Source organism: Moraxella sp. ZY210820, from assembly GCF_030674635.1.
Lineage (GTDB): Bacteria > Pseudomonadota > Gammaproteobacteria > Pseudomonadales > Moraxellaceae > Acinetobacter.
Genome location: NZ_CP089978.1, coordinates 1960846 through 1978880, shown reverse-complemented (window position 1 = coordinate 1978880; position 18035 = coordinate 1960846). Strand labels below are relative to the sequence as shown.

At 34.7% G+C, this 18035-nt stretch carries 21 protein-coding genes, 4 tRNA genes and 1 pseudogene; 20 read left to right on the top strand and 6 right to left on the bottom strand.

Annotated features, from left to right (window positions below):
* Positions 1 to 268 precede the first annotated feature (268 nt).
* Positions 269 to 2524 (top strand): hypothetical protein, encoded by a 2256-nt coding sequence (locus LU301_RS09880; protein WP_305270366.1) that lies wholly within the window; start codon positions 269 to 271, stop codon positions 2522 to 2524.
* Between the two features lie 223 nt (positions 2525 to 2747).
* Here the strand turns inward: LU301_RS09880 and LU301_RS09875 are convergent, their stop codons facing one another.
* The 6 genes from LU301_RS09875 to LU301_RS09850 all read right to left on the bottom strand — a co-directional run bounded on the left by LU301_RS09875 (position 2748) and on the right by LU301_RS09850 (position 6179).
* Complete coding sequence (locus tag LU301_RS09875; protein WP_305270364.1) at positions 2748 to 3152, bottom strand: ExbD/TolR family protein; 405 nt, start codon at positions 3150 to 3152, stop codon at positions 2748 to 2750.
* Entirely contained in the window at positions 3152 to 3769 is a 618-nt protein-coding gene (locus tag LU301_RS09870; RefSeq protein WP_305270362.1) for a MotA/TolQ/ExbB proton channel family protein, read from the bottom strand. Before LU301_RS09870 ends, LU301_RS09875 begins: the two co-directional genes overlap by 1 nt.
* A 39-nt stretch (positions 3770 to 3808) precedes the next feature.
* A complete protein-coding gene (locus tag LU301_RS09865) occupies positions 3809 to 4615 on the bottom strand; it encodes a TonB family protein (RefSeq protein ID WP_305270360.1) in 807 nt (268 codons plus the stop codon).
* Positions 4616 to 4886: 271 nt separating this feature from the next.
* Entirely contained in the window at positions 4887 to 5216 is a 330-nt protein-coding gene (locus LU301_RS09860) for a type II toxin-antitoxin system HicB family antitoxin (protein ID WP_305270358.1), read from the bottom strand.
* Complete coding sequence (locus tag LU301_RS09855; protein WP_305270356.1) at positions 5203 to 5490, bottom strand: type II toxin-antitoxin system HicA family toxin; 288 nt, start codon at positions 5488 to 5490, stop codon at positions 5203 to 5205. The genes LU301_RS09860 and LU301_RS09855 overlap by 14 nt, the downstream gene beginning before the upstream one ends.
* Positions 5491 to 5690: 200 nt before the next feature.
* Positions 5691 to 6179: a YajQ family cyclic di-GMP-binding protein gene (locus LU301_RS09850; RefSeq protein WP_305270355.1), complete on the bottom strand. Its 489-nt coding sequence runs from the start codon at positions 6177 to 6179 to the stop codon at positions 5691 to 5693.
* A 96-nt stretch (positions 6180 to 6275) separates the two neighbouring features.
* Between LU301_RS09850 and LU301_RS09845 the strand changes: the two genes are divergently transcribed.
* The 19 genes and pseudogenes from LU301_RS09845 to LU301_RS09755 all read left to right on the top strand — a co-directional run bounded on the left by LU301_RS09845 (position 6276) and on the right by LU301_RS09755 (position 17827).
* Positions 6276 to 6590 (top strand): rhodanese-like domain-containing protein, encoded by a 315-nt coding sequence (locus tag LU301_RS09845; RefSeq protein WP_305270353.1) that lies wholly within the window; start codon positions 6276 to 6278, stop codon positions 6588 to 6590.
* Between the two features lie 268 nt (positions 6591 to 6858).
* On the top strand, positions 6859 to 8085 hold the full coding sequence (gene argJ / locus LU301_RS09840) for a bifunctional glutamate N-acetyltransferase/amino-acid acetyltransferase ArgJ (RefSeq protein WP_305270351.1): 1227 nt from the start codon (positions 6859 to 6861) through the stop codon (positions 8083 to 8085).
* A 225-nt stretch (positions 8086 to 8310) separates the two neighbouring features.
* Positions 8311 to 8387 (top strand) — tRNA-Pro (locus LU301_RS09835).
* A 36-nt stretch (positions 8388 to 8423) separates the two neighbouring features.
* A tRNA-Arg gene (locus tag LU301_RS09830) sits at positions 8424 to 8500 on the top strand.
* Between the two features lie 31 nt (positions 8501 to 8531).
* Positions 8532 to 8607, top strand: a tRNA-His gene (locus LU301_RS09825).
* A 21-nt stretch (positions 8608 to 8628) separates the two neighbouring features.
* A tRNA-Pro gene (locus LU301_RS09820) sits at positions 8629 to 8705 on the top strand.
* A gap of 118 nt (positions 8706 to 8823) precedes the next feature.
* Positions 8824 to 9312, top strand: a complete 489-nt coding sequence (yfiR, locus tag LU301_RS09815) for a regulatory sequestration protein YfiR (RefSeq protein WP_305270349.1) — start codon at positions 8824 to 8826, stop codon at positions 9310 to 9312.
* The gene (gene dgcN, locus LU301_RS09810) at positions 9313 to 10572 is read left to right on the top strand and encodes a diguanylate cyclase DgcN/YfiN (protein WP_305270347.1); all 1260 of its coding nucleotides are present in this window, start codon (positions 9313 to 9315) and stop codon (positions 10570 to 10572) included.
* Positions 10553 to 11032: an outer membrane lipoprotein YfiB gene (gene yfiB / locus LU301_RS09805; RefSeq protein ID WP_305270345.1), complete on the top strand. Its 480-nt coding sequence runs from the start codon at positions 10553 to 10555 to the stop codon at positions 11030 to 11032. Before dgcN ends, yfiB begins: the two co-directional genes overlap by 20 nt.
* 84 nt (positions 11033 to 11116) lie before the next feature.
* A complete protein-coding gene (gene pdxA, locus LU301_RS09800; protein ID WP_305270344.1) occupies positions 11117 to 12085 on the top strand; it encodes a 4-hydroxythreonine-4-phosphate dehydrogenase PdxA in 969 nt (322 codons plus the stop codon).
* Between the two features lie 89 nt (positions 12086 to 12174).
* Positions 12175 to 13143 (top strand): SLAC1 family transporter, encoded by a 969-nt coding sequence (locus LU301_RS09795; RefSeq protein WP_305270342.1) that lies wholly within the window; start codon positions 12175 to 12177, stop codon positions 13141 to 13143.
* Positions 13144 to 13215: 72 nt separating this feature from the next.
* Positions 13216 to 13398 (top strand): annotated as a pseudogene (locus LU301_RS09790) (RHS repeat-associated core domain-containing protein); the annotation flags it as partial.
* Positions 13399 to 13506: 108 nt separating this feature from the next.
* Positions 13507 to 13686, top strand: a complete 180-nt coding sequence (locus LU301_RS09785; RefSeq protein ID WP_305270340.1) for a hypothetical protein — start codon at positions 13507 to 13509, stop codon at positions 13684 to 13686.
* Positions 13683 to 14222, top strand: coding sequence for an acetyltransferase (locus LU301_RS09780; protein ID WP_305270339.1), 540 nt, complete (start codon positions 13683 to 13685; stop codon positions 14220 to 14222). The genes LU301_RS09785 and LU301_RS09780 overlap by 4 nt, the downstream gene beginning before the upstream one ends.
* A gap of 7 nt (positions 14223 to 14229) precedes the next feature.
* Positions 14230 to 14496: a hypothetical protein gene (locus LU301_RS09775; RefSeq protein WP_305270338.1), complete on the top strand. Its 267-nt coding sequence runs from the start codon at positions 14230 to 14232 to the stop codon at positions 14494 to 14496.
* Between the two features lie 57 nt (positions 14497 to 14553).
* Positions 14554 to 15099 (top strand): hypothetical protein, encoded by a 546-nt coding sequence (locus LU301_RS09770; RefSeq protein ID WP_305270337.1) that lies wholly within the window; start codon positions 14554 to 14556, stop codon positions 15097 to 15099.
* Between the two features lie 21 nt (positions 15100 to 15120).
* A complete protein-coding gene (locus tag LU301_RS09765; RefSeq protein WP_305270335.1) occupies positions 15121 to 15702 on the top strand; it encodes a hypothetical protein in 582 nt (193 codons plus the stop codon).
* Positions 15703 to 15770: 68 nt separating this feature from the next.
* Positions 15771 to 16577 (top strand): 16S rRNA (adenine(1518)-N(6)/adenine(1519)-N(6))-dimethyltransferase RsmA, encoded by an 807-nt coding sequence (rsmA, locus tag LU301_RS09760; RefSeq protein ID WP_305270333.1) that lies wholly within the window; start codon positions 15771 to 15773, stop codon positions 16575 to 16577.
* A gap of 2 nt (positions 16578 to 16579) precedes the next feature.
* The gene (locus LU301_RS09755; RefSeq protein WP_305270331.1) at positions 16580 to 17827 is read left to right on the top strand and encodes a hypothetical protein; all 1248 of its coding nucleotides are present in this window, start codon (positions 16580 to 16582) and stop codon (positions 17825 to 17827) included.
* Positions 17828 to 18035: the final 208 nt, after the last annotated feature.

Sequence of the window (18035 nt, the reverse complement as noted above, 5' to 3'; positions counted from 1 at the left end):
TGCATTGATAGTTTTGGTTAAATCTAATGTCATAAAAGCAAATAAATGATAAAAAGTATCTTTATTTTTTCCTATTTTGTGATAAAGTAAACATATACTAATTCAACCTAAAAATTGGTATAGACTTGTAGGGGCAAATCACATTTGCCCAATAAATACGATATTCATATAGGGCGAATATGATTCGCCCCTACAGCACGATGATGAATTTTGTACCAGTTTTTAAGTTATTTGACTATATCTTTTATACAATGAATAGGATTCTATTATGCGTTTAACAACACTATCTTTATCACTTTTAACAGTGGGTTTAACGGCGTGTGCAAGTTTACCACAGTCATCATCACAAATAGTTTCGAATAAGACACAGAATGTAAATCAACAAGCAACGACAGCATTAAATAGTCTTTATACACAACCCAATTATAATTTTAATGCTCGTCTATATGGAAATTTACAATTTAGCGATGTAAAACCAGATACAGCTCAGACACAAGAACAAAAGCAAGTGATTGAACAGTTTTTACGTCAGCAAAAAATTAACCTAAATAAAGAGCAACAGCAAGCATTATTGCAACAAGTTGAGCAAACATCATCAGGTTTACAAAATTCTCGTATGCAAGCAGGGTTAAGTGTATTACAAAATATTGCACAATATGGTGAATTGCAAATGAATGGCGGTATTGATTTCCGTCAAAAACGTGCTATATTAGAAACACAAGCTCATTACCAAGATAGCAATTTACTGGTGCAATATCGTCTGCCATTCTTTTTAGATTTGCAACAACATCGTATTTATATGAATGATATTGACCCACAAAAATTATCAGGCAAAGCAAAACAAGATGCTCAAAGTTATTATTATGATTTTTCTGAATACAAAGATGTACTCAAAGCGGTAAATTTGAAAGCATTTACCGATTATTTAAAAGTGGCAAATGCTTTATATTATGAAAATTTGATTGGGCAAGAAAGCGTACAACAATTAAAATTGACCGATGATGAACGTAAATTGGGTGCAGTGCAAAAGGTTCGTTTAAATACCAGTATCGAAGAATTAGTGTTAGAAAGTGCTATTTTTGAGATTATTAATAAGAAATTCTCAGAAGAAAAATTATTAGACCTTGATAAGTTAAAGGCTGAAGCAAATAAAATCGGTAAAGCTGATACTGCACCAAAAGCTGAGCCAGACGTGTATGATTCTGCTGAAGAATTGTTCGATAAAATCTATGACCATTTAGATAGTTTAGAAGTAGATGAACACGACCATGACCACGAGCATGGCGATGAACATGACCATGCTGAAGTTGAAACTGAACAAGGAGAACGTTTGGCAGAGCCTTATGATGGTTTATCACCAGAACAATGTCGTGAATTGGTACAGAAAAAGCCTAATTTTGGTACACTGACAGAATGTTATCAAGAATATGGCAGTAGCATTTTTAGTGAAAAATCATCAAATACATCATTATGGGCGAATTTATTTAATATGGTGTTGGGTAATGATGAGGAACTTAACAAAACATTTGCTCAATATGACAATGGCGAGTTAAAAACGTTAGAACAATTTAAAGAAATTTTGGCGAAACATCAAGATGTGATTCAAAAGCGTTTACCAAAAGATTTACACCCTGTTTATATGGATACTTTAATTGACGCACAAGGTCGTTTAGTAGCGAATAACATGATGTTTAATGTTGATAGCACTATTTTAGATGTTAAACATATAAAAGGGACTGTTAATTTTGATATGAATGTACAAAATTATGGTCAAGCTAAAGTTAATTTAACTACAAATGCGAAAAATGCTAAACCATTTACTGAACACCCATTTGCTTTAGTATCTAAAAAAGAGGTAGGTTCATCTCGTTATGGTAGTGAATTGGCGGAGAATATTGCTCAGTCAGTTTATCAACAAACAAAATCGTATGAACAGGCTTATGTGGCAACTTTTATTAGTTTATTAAGCCATTATCGTCCAGAGTTCTTGAATTATGTATCGGCAAAAGATTTGCAAGAAATTGCTTTAGTGTATGCGTATAGCTATGCTGATGAAGAATTGTATATGCTAAAACCTGCACAAGTGAAACAGATTCAAGCCTTAGAGCAAAAGCATAATTTACGCTCAAGCCGTCAAATGTTGAATAATATCGGTTCACAAACTGCTGAAATTGTGGAAGAAATTATTCAACCTGTAACAACAGAGCCTGCTGATGATATGTTTAATGAAGCTCAAAAAGCAGAATTAAAGAAAAAGTTTAAAACACCTGAAGCGTTATTTGCTCATCTTTATGTACAGCGTTATGAAGTCATGATGTTAGATGGTAAACTTGAAGCTGAATCACAAGTGCATTTAGACAAAGCAGGGCAGTTCTTGGCGAAAGCATATGTAGATTTACAGCAAAATAAGTTTGATGATGCTATGCTTAAGCAATTGACTGTAGAACAAGGCGATTATATATCAATGTTGGTATATGTCGGTACAGTTGAACTCGTGGAAAGTATTTTCCCTGTGAAAAAATAAATCATTGACCACATAAAAACACCCTAAATTATTGAATTTAGGGTGTTTTTTATTGATGATTTGATTTAGATGAGCATTTATGCTCTTATAGTCAATTCAATTCAAAATTGAACAGTAGGGGCGAATTATATTCGCCCAAGCAATTGATTTTACAAAGGGTTTATATAATAAACCCCTACATTTATTGTATTATTCTGATATAAATCGACTATATTTGTGTTGTTTAGTTTTCACTTACAAATGCAATATCCGTTAAACCGACTTCACTTGCACGAGACATGACTTGAGCAGTGGTATCATATTTAGAATCTTTATCCGCTCGTAACTGTAAACTTGGTTTCTTTTCTTCTTGTGAAGCCGTTTCTAAACGATTTCTTAACTCATCTAAACTGACCATTTCACCATTATAAGCGACTTCATTTTGAGCATTAATAGAAATGCTAATTACTTTTGGTGGCTCTGGTTGCATTTCTGCAGATGTTTTAGGTAAAGTTAAAGGAATTGAAGGATTAGCCACCGTTGCCGTAACAAGGAAAATAATCATCAACACCAACATAATATCGATGAGTGGAATGAGGTTAATTTCATTCATACCACCATCATCGCCATCGCCTAATGAAAAAGCCATTATGCTTGACTCCCCACAGTTTGTACTTGTTTTACAGTTTCAGTTTTTTTCTCGGTCGTTTGTTGAAGCATAACATCGATTAATAACTGATGTGCGTATTCTTGCATTTCATTACTTAAACCACGATTTTGACGTGTACAGATATTGTACGCCAATACTGCAGGAATTGCCACAGCCAAACCCAAACCTGTCATAATTAAAGCTTCACCCACAGGTGTTGCTACTTGTGCTAAACCTGCTTGACCACTTTTACCAACTGCAACAAGTGCATGGAAAATGCCCCAAACTGTACCAAATAAGCCGACAAACGGTGCAATTGAAGCGGTCGTACCTAATACTGCTACGCCTTTTTCAGCTTTTGCTTTTTCATTACCAATTTGGCGTAATAATGCTTGTTCAGCAACAGCTTTACGTTCTGTTAAAGGTAAAGCATTAAGTTTATGTTGCATGGCGTGAATCGCTTGATTTAATCGCTCTTTTGCTTCGGCTTTGAGTTTTTTAGTCCCCATGTAGCGTAGAACAAAAATTGTCCAAGTTGCAATCGAAAAAGCCAATAATACAAAATATAGTGTTTTGCTGATTACATCGGCATGAGCCCAATAGATAGAGAAGTTCATAACATTTTCCTAATTATTGATAACTGTTGAACTAATACCTTATTTAGGTTTACGCAACAGGAAATTTTGGGTTGATTTGACTGGTGTTGGTACACCATTTGGTTTGTATTCTTTCAGTTTCGCCCCCATCACACGATTTTTTACATAAGTATCGAGTGCAGGGATACCACTAGATTTTGTTACTGTTGCCGAAACAATTTTACCTTTTGCATCTGATGTGAAAGATACTGTTACAGTAACGCTATCAGCTTCTAATTGTTTCAAATGCGTATTTAATGCACTTGGGTCAATATGTGGTCTACGTTGCCATGCCAATTGACCTTCCGATACAGAAACAGGTGCAGGCGGACTCGGCGGAGCTGGTGGACTCGGTGGAGCTGGCGGTGCAGGTGGGCTTGGCGGTGTAGGTGGACTCGGTGGAGTTTTTACTACAGGTGGAGCTGGTGGTGCAGGCGGACTCGGTGGAGCTGGTGGCACATCAACAGCAACTTGTTGTGGTTTTGGACTAGGTGTTTTGGTTTGAATAACACGTTGCGGTACAGGTTTTGGTGGCTGTACTACAGGTTTTGGTTTTTCAACTTTTTTAATTTCTTTAGGTGGTTGTGGCTTAGGTTTTGGTTTTTCTTTCGGAGGTTCTTTTTTAGGTTGTGGTGGTACAATTGGTTTTGGCTTTTCTATATGGATCATTTTAACTTCCAATGGTTTAGTGAGTTCCAAAGGACGAATTTCAGGCATTTTCATATTGCCAATAAGCCAAGCTGATACCAAATGCCCAACAGCAACCATCGCCAAAACGCCACTAATGTGTAAAGCTTTATTGTTTTTAGAAGATTGAGCAGATGACATAAATGAACCTAATAAAATTTTTGTATCAAAAAGACTGTATTGATTATTATAAATAATAATATTTCTCAAATGCAAATAATTTTTTATTGTTATTATTGTAATTTCAGATGATTATTTAGAGAATAATCGTTTTTATGATATAAAGTAACATTTTAATTTGTAATTTAGGTTAAAAATTTGATTTTTATCACAAAAATGGGGTATGTCGATGATATACCCCATATCTTATTAGAAATTTATGCTCATCATCAATCATAAAATCTTGATATGATTATAGCGATAAGCGAGATAATTTTTCACTAATTGCTTCAGTTACAAAAGCATTTAAGCTACTTCCTTGACTAGCAATGACTGCTCTGCGGTGTAAATCATCACCAATGCGTACATTAAATGACCCTTTAAATGGTTTATCAGGTTCAATATTTTGTTCTTGACAAAATGTAAGATAGTCATCGACTGCATCAAAAAAAGCAAGGCGTAAATCGTGAGCATTGTTAGCTTCAAAAGTAACTAACTGATTGATACCAATAAGTTTACCATAGAACATTTCATCATCTTCATCGAGTGTAAAAGTGCCAACATAGCCTTTATAAGTCATCATCATGTTGCTCCATTGTATCAATAGAAAAATAGCCTTTTTCTTCTAAATAATGTTTTACAGCCTTTAATGCACCACCTTTGATGGTATTTTCAGGGTGTGGTTTATGTAAGTGAATACGAATACTAGAATCGTCATCACAAATAAAAACGACTCGTGAACCTTCTCGCTCATGCATAGTAAAACCGAGTTGTTTTAAAAGCGTAACTAACTCACTAAATACAAAAGTTTTTTGTGAATTTTTGAGTTTTTCTAGCAATTTTTCAGATTTGGTCATGCATATGCTCCATTTTGTAACTTAGTATAGTTACAATATGCGAGATAAGCAAGGATTTTTATTGATGGTATATGTAAGAATTTTAATATCTATTATTTAATTTTGAAGTTATATTGATGTTGTAGTATATGATGAAACAAGACTTTTTGGCTTTAAGGCAAAATTAGAATTGTTTCATCATGAATGTGTTGAGATAAGTTTTAATCTTTAAAATTATTAAACTGCAACGGAATACCAAATTGTTGCTCACGCAAAAATGCCATGACTTGTTGTAATGTATCACGTTTTTTATCAGTTACACGGATTTTATCCCCTTGAATCGATGATTGCACTTTAATCCCACTATCTTTAATCGCTTTGTTGATTTTTTTAGCGGTATCACTGTCTAAGCCATCTTTTAATTTAATCACTTGAATCACGTGTTTACCAGATGCAGTAGCTTTTTGTGGGTCAAGTGCTTGAATATCGACTTTACGTTTAAAGAAATGATTTTCAAGCATATTATAAACTTGTTCACATTGGAAATCGGCTTCAGCAGTGATTTTAATTTCTTTGGCTTTTTCGTTGAGTTCAATCGATACATCATGACCACGAAAATCAAAACGTGTTCCAATTTCTTTTTGGGTATTTTGTACAGCGTGATTGACTTCAAACAGTTCGAGTTCCGAAACAATATCAAAAGATGGCATAATCCACTCCATAAATCATAAAAACTATTGACATTTTACCGCAAATACGATTTGATTGCAGTATATTTTTTCTAAGCTGAGTTAGGCAGAGTAATTATGATTCGTAAACAAGATATTACCAGTTTTGATTTTCCTGAACATGCGGTGATTTGGGACGTGCGTGAGCCGACTTCTTATCAAGAAGGGCATATTATGGGGGCGGTCAATCGACCATTTAATACGCTGACCGCAGAAAGTTTAAATGACATTGACCCAGCTCAACCGATTTATATTTTGTGTGGCGGTGGTAGTAAAGCACCACGTTCCGCAGAATTATTAGACAGTTTTGATAGTCAGCGTGAATATGTGGTGTTGATGGGCGGAACTCGGGCAGCAAAAGAAGCTGGTATGACGATTATTCAAGGTGAATAATTCTAGTCTAAGCGTCATTCTCAACTCATTGTAAATAATTGATTCTGTGTAGGGGCGAATTGCAATTCGCCCGTACAAAATTAAATGATTCAAGTAAAATTTGATACCTTTATATTATTAATTCATGGTCGGTTATTGATTTTATGTAGGGGCGGAAGATTTTCCGCCCTTACGAAATTAAACAATGTAAATCATATCAATAAGTTATGAAGTTAAGTTGAGAATGATATATAGTAATTAACCGTTAATGATTTAAAAGAGAAATAGTATGGCAGTTGGCGATATTTCATTACCTAATACAATTTATCCAATTCAAGGCGTAAAAATAGGCATTCATGAAGCCTATATCCGTTATCAAAATCGCAAAGATTTAGTGATTTTTGAATTGGCTGAAGGTTCAAGTGTCGCAGGTGTTTTTACACAAAATTCATTTTGTGCGGCACCTGTACAAGTGTGTAAAAAACATTTGCAACAGCAACAAGGCATTCGTTATCTGGTGATTAATACAGGCAATGCCAATGCAGGTACAGGCGATGTCGGTTTACAAAATGCTTATCGTACTTGTGCAGAATTGGCACAAATTGCTGGTGTAGAAGCATCACAAATTTTACCATTTTCTACAGGGGTGATTGGTGAACAATTACCGATGGAACGTCTGATTGCAGGTTTACAGCCATGTTTAGCCCAAGCGGATGCGAATGCGTGGCAAACATCAGCACATGGTATTATGACCACAGATACCATTCCAAAAGTTGCATCAGAACAGTTTAGTTTTGATGGTATCACTTATCATATTACAGGGATTAGTAAAGGTGCAGGTATGATACGCCCAAATATGGCGACTATGCTGGGTTTTGTCGCAACTGATTTGCCAATTACTCAACCGTTATTGCAAAAATTATTGAAAAATGCCACAGAGCAATCCTTTAACCGTATTACCATTGATGGCGATACATCGACCAATGACTCATGTATTTTAATCGCAACAGGTCAGGCAGGTGGTGAGATTTTAGCTAATGAAGATGATGTTCGTTATCAAGCATTTGCAGAGATTTTAAACCGTGTAATGAAACGTCTTGCCGAGTTAATTGTGCGTGATGGTGAAGGTGCAACTAAATTTGTCGCCGTGCAGGTTGAAGGCGGTGCAACGATTGAAGAGTGTTGTGATGTGGCGTATAGTATTGCCCATTCACCATTGGTTAAAACGGCATTATTTGCGTCTGACCCGAACTGGGGACGTTTAGTGGCGGCGATTGGTAATGCAGGTTTGCAAAATCTTGATGTCAGCAAAATCAACATTTGGCTTGATGATGTGTTGATTTGTGAACATGGCGGATTAGCACCGACTTATCATGAAGAGCAGGGAGCAAAGGTCATGGCTCAAAGCGAGTTTGTAATTCGTGTCGAGTTAAATCGTGGCGAATTTAAAGATACGGTTTATACTTGTGATTTTTCTTATGATTATGTGAAAATCAATGCGGATTATCGTTCCTAATAGTTTAATCGTGTAGATAAAATCATCAAGCTGTGGATAAATTTGATGTTATACACAGCTTGATGATAAATAAATTTACTCATTTTGATTAATAATGATGGATAATTAAACGAATACAATAAAAAAATGCTAAAAATATAAAATAAATATTGACGAAAGCCAAATATAGTCCTAAAATACGCAACCGTAACGATGAATTATTATTGATTGTTACAAGCTGAGAAGCGGAGCATAGCACAGCCTGGTAGTGCACCTGGTTTGGGACCAGGGGGTCGTAGGTTCGAATCCTACTGCTCCGACCAATTCGGCAAATACAATGATTCTTGTCATCTGTTGAAGCGCCTGTAGCTCAGCTGGATAGAGCATCCGCCTTCTAAGCGGATGGTCACAGGTTCGAATCCTGTCAGGCGCGCCATGCGTTTGATAAGTAAGAACAAATCATTATGGTGGATGTAGCTCAGTTGGTAGAGCCCCGGATTGTGATTCCGGTTGTCGCGAGTTCGAGCCTCGTCATTCACCCCAATTTATTATCACTAAGTGATACGGAGCATAGCACAGCCTGGTAGTGCACCTGGTTTGGGACCAGGGGGTCGTAGGTTCGAATCCTACTGCTCCGACCATCTAATTTAAAATAAAAATCCGCTTAAATGCGGTTTTTTTTGTATTTACGTTTTAAACATTGCTTTTATTTGAATTTTTAATTAAAATTTGCGATTATATTTATCGATAATATTGAAGATGAAAAAATATTTAAAAAAAAGTATATTACTTAGTTTGATGTTGGTCATATCATCATCGGTATTAGCTCAATCTTCAACACAATATTATAAAACTATTGTTCATATTTTGCGTTATAGTACTTTATCTAAACAATCTACTATATGCGTATTTAATGATAAAGCAGTTACAGATAGCTTTAACCAGCATTTTAAACAATTAAATCTAGAATATTCTGCGATTGTAGTGAATGCCGACAATTTTGTGCGTTCTAATTGTCAGGCTGTTTATTTTCCTAATCAGTCACCTAAGGTACAAAATGATTGGATTAACCGTTACCCAACTTCGATATTATCCTTTAGCTCGACAAATCCACAATGTGAAATTGGTAGTGCGGTGTGCTTATCTCAAGGACAAAATAAAATTAATATGGCATTTAATATGGATGGATTGAGCCGTGCTAAAGTCAGTATTAATCCACATGTATTAAAAATGGCAGCAGGGAAGTAAATGGAACAACATACTGAAATTGAGCAGGCTTTGCCATTGAAATATATTTTTAGGCGTTCTCAATTATGGGTTATGCTGTTAGGTGTAGCAATGATTTTTGTATTATTGTTTACAGTAACTCTATGGTCATTTAATACGTATTTACGCCGTAATGTGCAAGTTTTAGGGAAGACTTTAATGGAATTGGTACAACCTGCTTTAGAATTTCAGGATATGGATTATTTAAATAAAACAGTTGTTTCATATTTAAATTCGTATTCGATTCGCAAAATTGAGTTATTTGACATTGATAATAATATTTTGCTGAGTGAACAAATACAAAGTACAGAATATTCTATACTCCAGAAATGGATTGATGGCAGTTTTTCTAATAAACCTGTGTATTTTGATATTTATTTAAAAGAAGAAAATATTAAAGTTGGAACATTAGCATTATACCCAAGTTCAGAACAAATGGCCGTTTATGTGATGCAAATTTTGTGCATTTTATTAATCTGTTTGTGTGCCATGATGTTATGTTGGTTTTATTCGATACAGCGTATCTATCGTGTGATGATGGGAGCTATTTCCCCGTTAATACATACAGCATCCTATGTGCGAGATGAGAAAGCCTATAATATTCGTTTTAAAACCAGTAAAATTACAGAGTTGAATATTTTAATTCAAGTATTTAACCAGTTGTTAAACGAAATGCAAAAATGGCATATTCATTTACAACAAGAAAATGCGGAATTATCTCATCAAGCATTGCATGATGAATTAACAGGTTTACCAAATCGTCATGTATTTTATAAAACGTTACAAGAAATTTTTAATAATGATGAAATGCGTCAAAATAGTGTATTGATGTTTATTGATAATAATAAGTTTAAGGAGATTAATGATACTTATGGGCATTTGGCAGGAGATGCAGTGTTAAAAGAAATGGCTTTGCGTTTAAAGGCACGAATTCGCCGTGATGATATATTTGTACGGATTGGTGGAGATGAATTTGCCATTATTTTAAAAAATGTGAATAGAATTGAATTTTTACAGACGATTGCGACTAATTTAATTGCATGTACACAAGAACCATTATGGTTTGAGAAACAGTATATCCATTTTGGATTTAGTATTGGTATGGCATTTTCTCCTTATGCTCAATCGGTGGAACATTGGATTGAGCAAGCTGACCGTGCTATGTATCAGGCAAAAACATCGCCATTACATTGGGCGATTTATCATCATGATGAGGTATCATATGTTAATGAAAATAGTTAAAGTTTTAGGAATGGGGGCAATGATTGCTGTCTTAACAGCATGTATGCATTCATCAGGCTTAAAGCATTCTCAGGTTAAAATGTTGCAAAAGCAAGGCTTTCAATTGACTGATGAAGGTTGGACTCTGGCATTATCCGCACAAATTTTATTTGATTTTAATAGCTCAGAAGTGAAACAAGAAAATCAAGCTGAGATTATTACATTGGCAAAAAATTTGCAAAAATATGATTTACCACGTGTTAAAATTATTGGACATACAGATAATGTTGGTTCAGAAGAGTATAATCAAAAGTTATCGGAGCAACGTGCACAAGGTGTAACAGATATTTTTGTACAAGCAGGTTATCAACCACAAAATATTGAAACGATTGGGCGTGGTATGTCGCAACCTATTGTGGATAATGACACTGAAGAACATCGTGCTGAAAATCGCCGTGTAGCAATTGTGATTGTCCCTTAATATTCTCATAATGTTAGAATTGATTTGCCATCTGCTGTGTAGTAAGATGGCATTTTTATTGAAATTTAAAAAATCGAGATAATGATGAAACCTCTATATATCACCAGTGGTGAGCCTGCTGGTATTGGCTTGGACATTTGTTTAGATTTGGCGAAACGTGTTGATGAACGCCCAATTGTCGTATTGGCGGATAAAAATGCCTTACAACAGCGTGCTATAATGTTGGGTTTGACGGATATTCAACTGATTGATTATACAGGACAACATCAATCCTCTGCCCAAAATGAATTGTATGTTGAGCATATTCCCGCTCATGCTGATGTAGTCGCAGGCGAGTTAAATTCGCAAAATTCGGCTTATGTATTGGAACAGCTTCGCCGTTCGGCAGATTATGCAATGAGCGGAAAAAGTGTTGGGGTGGCAACTGCTCCTGTACAAAAATCAGTCATCAATGAGGCAGGTATTGCCTTTAGCGGACATACTGAATATTATCAAGAATTTGCAGGTGTGGAACGTGTTGTGATGATGTTGGCAACGCCGAATTTGCGAGTGGCGTTGGTGACTACACATTTGCCATTGCGTGATGTGGCAGATGCCATTACCACTGAACGCTTAACGCAAGTGATTGATATTTTAATTGCGGATTTACAACAAAAATTTAAAATCCAAAATCCTAAAATTTTAGTGTGTGGGTTAAATCCTCATGCAGGCGAAAATGGCTATTTAGGGCGTGAAGAAATTGATATTATTAACCCTGTGTTGCGTGAATATCAAGCAAAAGGAATTGATATTACAGAATGTTTACCTGCGGATACTTTATTTACACCACGTTATTTAAAAGACGCTGATGCAGTATTATCGATGTTTCATGATCAAGGCTTGCCTGTATTAAAAGCACAAGGTTTTGGCGAGGCGATTAATATTACCTTAGGTTTACCATTTATTCGTACTTCGGTGGATCATGGCACGGCATTAAGCTTGGCAGGAACAGGGCAGGCAAGTGCATCAAGTTTAAATGTGGCGGTGGATTTGGCATTACAGTTAGCGAGATAAATTTATGGTTTTTTGAAACGATTAACTAGGTATAAACGGAAAATTATCATTAAACTACAGGAGCTTTTGTGATGTGATGATGAAAAATTATGCCTAACCCAGATAAAAATCTATTCTTACAAGCCTGTACCCATATGCCAGCCTCTTATTTTTCTGTACCTTTAGGATTAGGTGCGTTGGCATTAGCATGGCATAAAGCGGAACCTGTTTTTGAATATGCTCATTCTGTCAGTTTAATTCTGACGATGATGGCGATTTTGATCTGGGTATTTTTCTTATGTATTTATATTGTCAAAATTAAAGTCTGTCCCCAAAACTTTTTACAGGAATATCATTGTCCTATTCGATTTTCCTTGATTATGTTGATTCCAATTAGCAGTTTGGTCATTGGTGAATTATTATTTGTTTTAGGTTTTTTGACGATAGGTAAAATCCTTATTTTTACAAGTATATTGATACAAATAGGCTATGCGACTTGGCGAATTGGAATGTTGTGGCGTGGAGATACTTTTACCGAAAATGCAACATTACCTACATTTTATTTACCTGCGGTTGCTGCGAATTTTACCAGTGCTAGTGGGTTGTCATTATTAGGTTTTCATGATGTTGCTCAATTATTTTTTGGAGCTGGATTATTTGCATGGATTATTTTTGAGCCTGTATTATTGCAATATTTACGCACACATCAAATTCCACAAGCATTGCGTCCAACGATGGGGATTATTTTAGCGCCTGCATTTGTTGGAGCGAATGCTTATTTGTCTATTACCGCAGGGGAAGTTGATTTTTTTGCAAAAATGTTATGGGGTTATGGTTTATTGCAATTATTATTTTTAATACGCTTATTTAGCTGGATTGCCGAAGGTGGCATTGATGCGAGATTTTGGAGTTTCTCGTTTGGTTTAGCATCTATGGCAGGTGTAGCAATTTTATTTTATCAAAGCCCAACGTACCATACTTTTGGTTTATCCGCATTTATTTTTGCAAATAGTGCTATGCTGATATTGATAATATTTACTTTGATTGAAATATTTAAAGGACGTTTTTTTAAACTCTGATGAAAAAATCTAAATTTTAACACTTGTCAAAGTTTAAATAATTGTGCCATACTAGAGTACGAGATACAGCCTATCAGGTTTCAAGGTCAATTCTTTGACCAAGAAACATCACTGCATTATAACCGTTTTAGATATTATGATAGTGATGTGGGGATGTTTATCAGCCGAGACTCTATCGGTCTATTAGGTGGTAGTAATGTCTTTGCTTATGCTCCAAATCCGATACATTGGGTGGATGTGTTGGGGTTGGCGAGATGATTATGTATAATCAAAGTAGGACTAGGTTCGATTGATTATAAATTATTGATTTGATATAGAGGCAAAGATTTTTGTCCTTATATTAAGCCTAATTAGGAGCAAAAAATGAGTACAGAATCTTTTGATAAAACATTTGTGGTTACAGACCCGAAAGCGATTGAGCAATTTTTATATGATTTGGAACACGCTGAACCGCCAAAATACGAATTGCCTAAAGCTCAGGTGCAACCAAGTATTGAGCAGGCAATAGAAATTCTGAAAAAACGTTTGGCTGAACAATCATGATTTATCCATTATCTGCTTTTTTAGACAATGGAGAAAATGAGCTTTTGGTTAAAAAATTGATTGCAGAGTTTTCTAGCCCCAAAAATAAAGATGTGGAATTATTTTTACGACAAAAAGCCATTGATTTTGAGCGTACGCATAATGCTAGAACATATTTAATTACCAATGCTAAGATGGAAATCCAAGCCTATTTTTCTTTATCATTTAAAGAAATTATGGTCAATGCCGATAAAATGAGTAAATCAGAAATTAAAAAATTAGATGGTTTTAATAAAAATGCAAAACGTATTCGTGTATTTTTGATTGGTCAGATTGGTAAAAATGCCAATTTGGTAGATAATCCAGTAAATTTAAAAGATATTTTTGCTCAAATCTTTCATTATTTACTTTCTGCACGGGAAATTATTGGAGGTCGAGCAGTGATTTTAGAATGTCAGCCGATTGAAAAATTATTGAATTTATATCATCAACATGGTTTTAAACAGTTAGCTGTGCTTGATGATGATGAGATGAAAACCTTATATCATGTTTTATGAGGTAAATATGAAAAACATTTTGCTAGAAAAAAGAGTTTTTGCGTCAGTATATCAAGAGCAAAAAATTTTGGTTTATGCGTTGTATAATAATGAACAAAAATTATATGCTATAGTGGCAATTCATTTTTTATATGAAGGTATCTTAACTCCTTTTGCTGAATATGAAAGTTTATTTCATGATTTACTCTGTTCTGAATTAACTAAACCATATTTAGAGTGGTATGAAGATATTCATTTTGCTATTCAAAAACACTTTGAAGGTTTTAGTGAATAGGTTTATCGTATTATAAACTAAGCCTTGCAAAAATTATCTGCTGATATGAGATAAAATATGAAAAAAACACTCCTATTATTTACCATAATGAGTTTGCTTTCTGGCTGTTATTTTATGGCTATGGCAAATATAGGTGGTGATGGTGCTGAAAAACGTCTATTTATATTTGTGGATAAACCGACTGTGATTAAAAACGTGCTGTTACCTGTCAATACTGAAGTTTTATATCATGAAAATAGTCATAAAAAATTAGAGCAAGAAATCGAAGAATTTCGCTTGATGCCAGACCCGAGTACGGGAGCGTATGAACCACAATCTTATATTCAATGGGGTGGTGCTTATGTGGAAAATATGGGATTTAATGGTCAATTCCTGCGAGTTAAACCAACAGGTTTTGTCAAAATGCCACAACATAATGAATTTCTACGTTTATGGAAAGATTGTGATGGGGAATTATTGATTACACTGAAAGATGGTAATGATTGGTCATTTAATCCCCAAAATATGTATATTGAAAATTGTGGGCGTTTTACTTATCCTGATGATGGACGTGCTGAGCAAGTGGAATTTATGCAAAAAATAAATCAAGCCTTACAAAAATGATCTGCTGATATGAGGTAAAATATGAAAAAAATTATCCCATTATTCACTTTATTAATGGTTATCACTTTACTATCAAGTTGTTATTTATCATCTTTTGCAAAAAATATGGGAAGTGCTAATCCTGAAACAAGACCTATGATAGAGCTGGATAAGCCTACAGTATTAAAAAATGTATTATTGCCCGTAAATACACAAGTTTTATATGATAGGAATACTCATAAAAAAGAACAGAATATACAAGAATTTAGAGTACCGCCTTATGTGCTTAAATATGAAGATAGAGCAAATCCGCAGTCTTATATTCAATGGGGTGGTGCTTATGTGGATTATATGAGAATTGAAGGTCAAGTATTGCGAGTGAGTACAATCAATGATGTAAAAATGCCAAATCATAATGAATTTTTGCGTTTATGGGGTCAAACGCATTGTGAAGGTAAATTATTGATTAAACTGAAAAATACAAATGATTGGTCGTTTAATCCCAAGAATATGTATATTGAAGATTGTGGGCTTTTTACTTATCCTGAAAATGCTCGTGCTAAAGCTGAATTTCTACAAAAAATAAATCAAGCCTTGCAAAAACTGCCTGCCCAATCACCTTGATTGAAAAAACTATATTGCGATGAATTTTAATGGTAAAATAGGTGTATTGTTAAATAATAGGTTACATTATGCACATTACGCCACTCAACCCCAAAGATGAAGGTCATCAAGCTCGTAAACGTTTTGGACAAAATTTCTTACATGATCAACGTGTGATTGAAAAAATTGTGCGTTCAGTTAATCCTAAACAAGGCGAAACTGTGGTTGAAATTGGACCGGGTTTGGCGGCTTTAACAGCTCCACTCATCAGTGAAGTGGAACATTTAACGGTGGTGGAATTAGACCGTGATTTAGCCAAAGGTTTGCCAAGTCGTGTGCCATATCCTGAACGTTTGACCATTGTTGAAGCGGACGCTTTAAAATACGATTTTTCTCAATTAGTTAATGAAAATAAGCCATTACGCATTGTCGGAAATTTACCTTATAATATTTCTACACCGTTATTATTTCATCTTTTGACCTTTGGTAATGCCATTCAAGATATGCACTTTATGTTACAAAAAGAAGTAGTGGAACGCATTACCGCCGAACCAAATAGCAAAGAATATGGGCGTTTATCGGTAATGATTCAATATTATTGCCAAGCGACTTATTTATTTGAAGTGCCAGCAGGGGCGTTTAACCCACCGCCCAAAGTAACCAGTGCGGTGTTCCGTTTAGTGCCATATAAAGATAAACCGATTATCGCTAAAAATGAACAAAAATTAGCCCAGTTGGTCGCCCATGTCTTTACACAACGCCGTAAAACTTTACGCAATAGCTTAAAAAATATGCTGAATGATGGTGCATTTGAACGTACAGGTATTGACGAAATGGCTCGTCCAGAAACCCTAACATTAGCAGAGTTTGTCGCTTTGGCTGATGAGATGGTGTGAAAATGACAATAGAACAGCAAATTTTTGCATTAACCAAAAAACCTGATGAGTTATTAAAATACTGCTTGGAACGGCTTGAGCAAGACCGTTGTGATATGACTTTTCAAGATAGTTTGTCTTATTTAAGTCAAGATGAACTCAAGGTTTTATTGCAAAAAGCCTTTGAAATTTTAAATCAACCAAAAAAGGCTTTATTTTCTTTAAAATTTAAAGAAAATAAAATACCAGAGCCGATAGAAGATTTGATTTGCCATATCAGTTATCAATATCCTAAATTATTACATCCTTATATCAAGGATATTTGGCAATTTAAAATCAATCAAAGCACTTATTATGCTTATAGGGCATTTCGTGATTTAAATGAAACGGATATTACATATTTTAAAGAATTATTTATCCATAGTACAGATAAAGATGAACGTTACGAGTTGTATCGCACGTTAATTGAAACTTGTCATATCCCTACATTGCAATGGCTTTATGAATATTGTCAAAATAATGTAGGTTATATTGATAGTTATTCACAGGATATTATAACTTATACCAATTATCATTTGGAAGAAGTGGGGTTTACGATAGAGCATGGGCGAGTTAAATCTATGCCAAAAATTCCTATTTATCATTTAATATTTCCAAAAAATCATATTATCACTTTTGATAATCAAAATCCATTTTTAACTCAGCATCCAACTTATTTTGGTAATGATAATGACTTAACTTTTGAATTTGGTGGGATATTACAAGATGATGATAAAAATCCTTTATGTAAAATCATTGAATTTAACCCCATTCCATATGAGTTTAATATTAAAAGTTTGTCCAAATTAACTTTGGCATGTCATTTGGTTGAATGTGGTTATGATAATTTATTTTATCAGCATGATGAACAAGGTATGCCCACACGAATTTACGCATCAGATGATGAGGCGGAGTATATGGATAAGGAGGAGTGTATATTTTCGCCATGCCAAGTGAAGTTGCATAAAAGCGATGAGCGTTGGTATTTGCAAGATTGGGCGGGTAGTAACTCTCGTCAAAATCTAAATCGCATTGGTGGTGTGCCAAGTTGGATACAATCAGCAGACATTCCGATTTGTCCTATTACTGGGCAAAAAATGCGGTTTTTAATGCAACTCGATAGTAATATCAAAAGTATGGAAGGTAATGAAGTCTGTTTTGGTTATGGCTTATGTTATGTGTTTTGGTGTGATGAAAGTCGTGTCAGTGCGTTTTTGATGCAGTGTACCTAATGTGTATGTTAAATATCTTGTGAAATAAACAATAGGTTAGCTATTCATGCACAAAAAATACAAAAATTTGTGCACGAACTGCCAAAAATCAGAGTACGTGCACACGAAATCGCATTTTCTTGTGCATGTTTATTTTATAACTATATTGATAAAGACAATTAAAGTTGTTAAGATAGATAAAAGTTTATACATCACTACATTTGGAGTG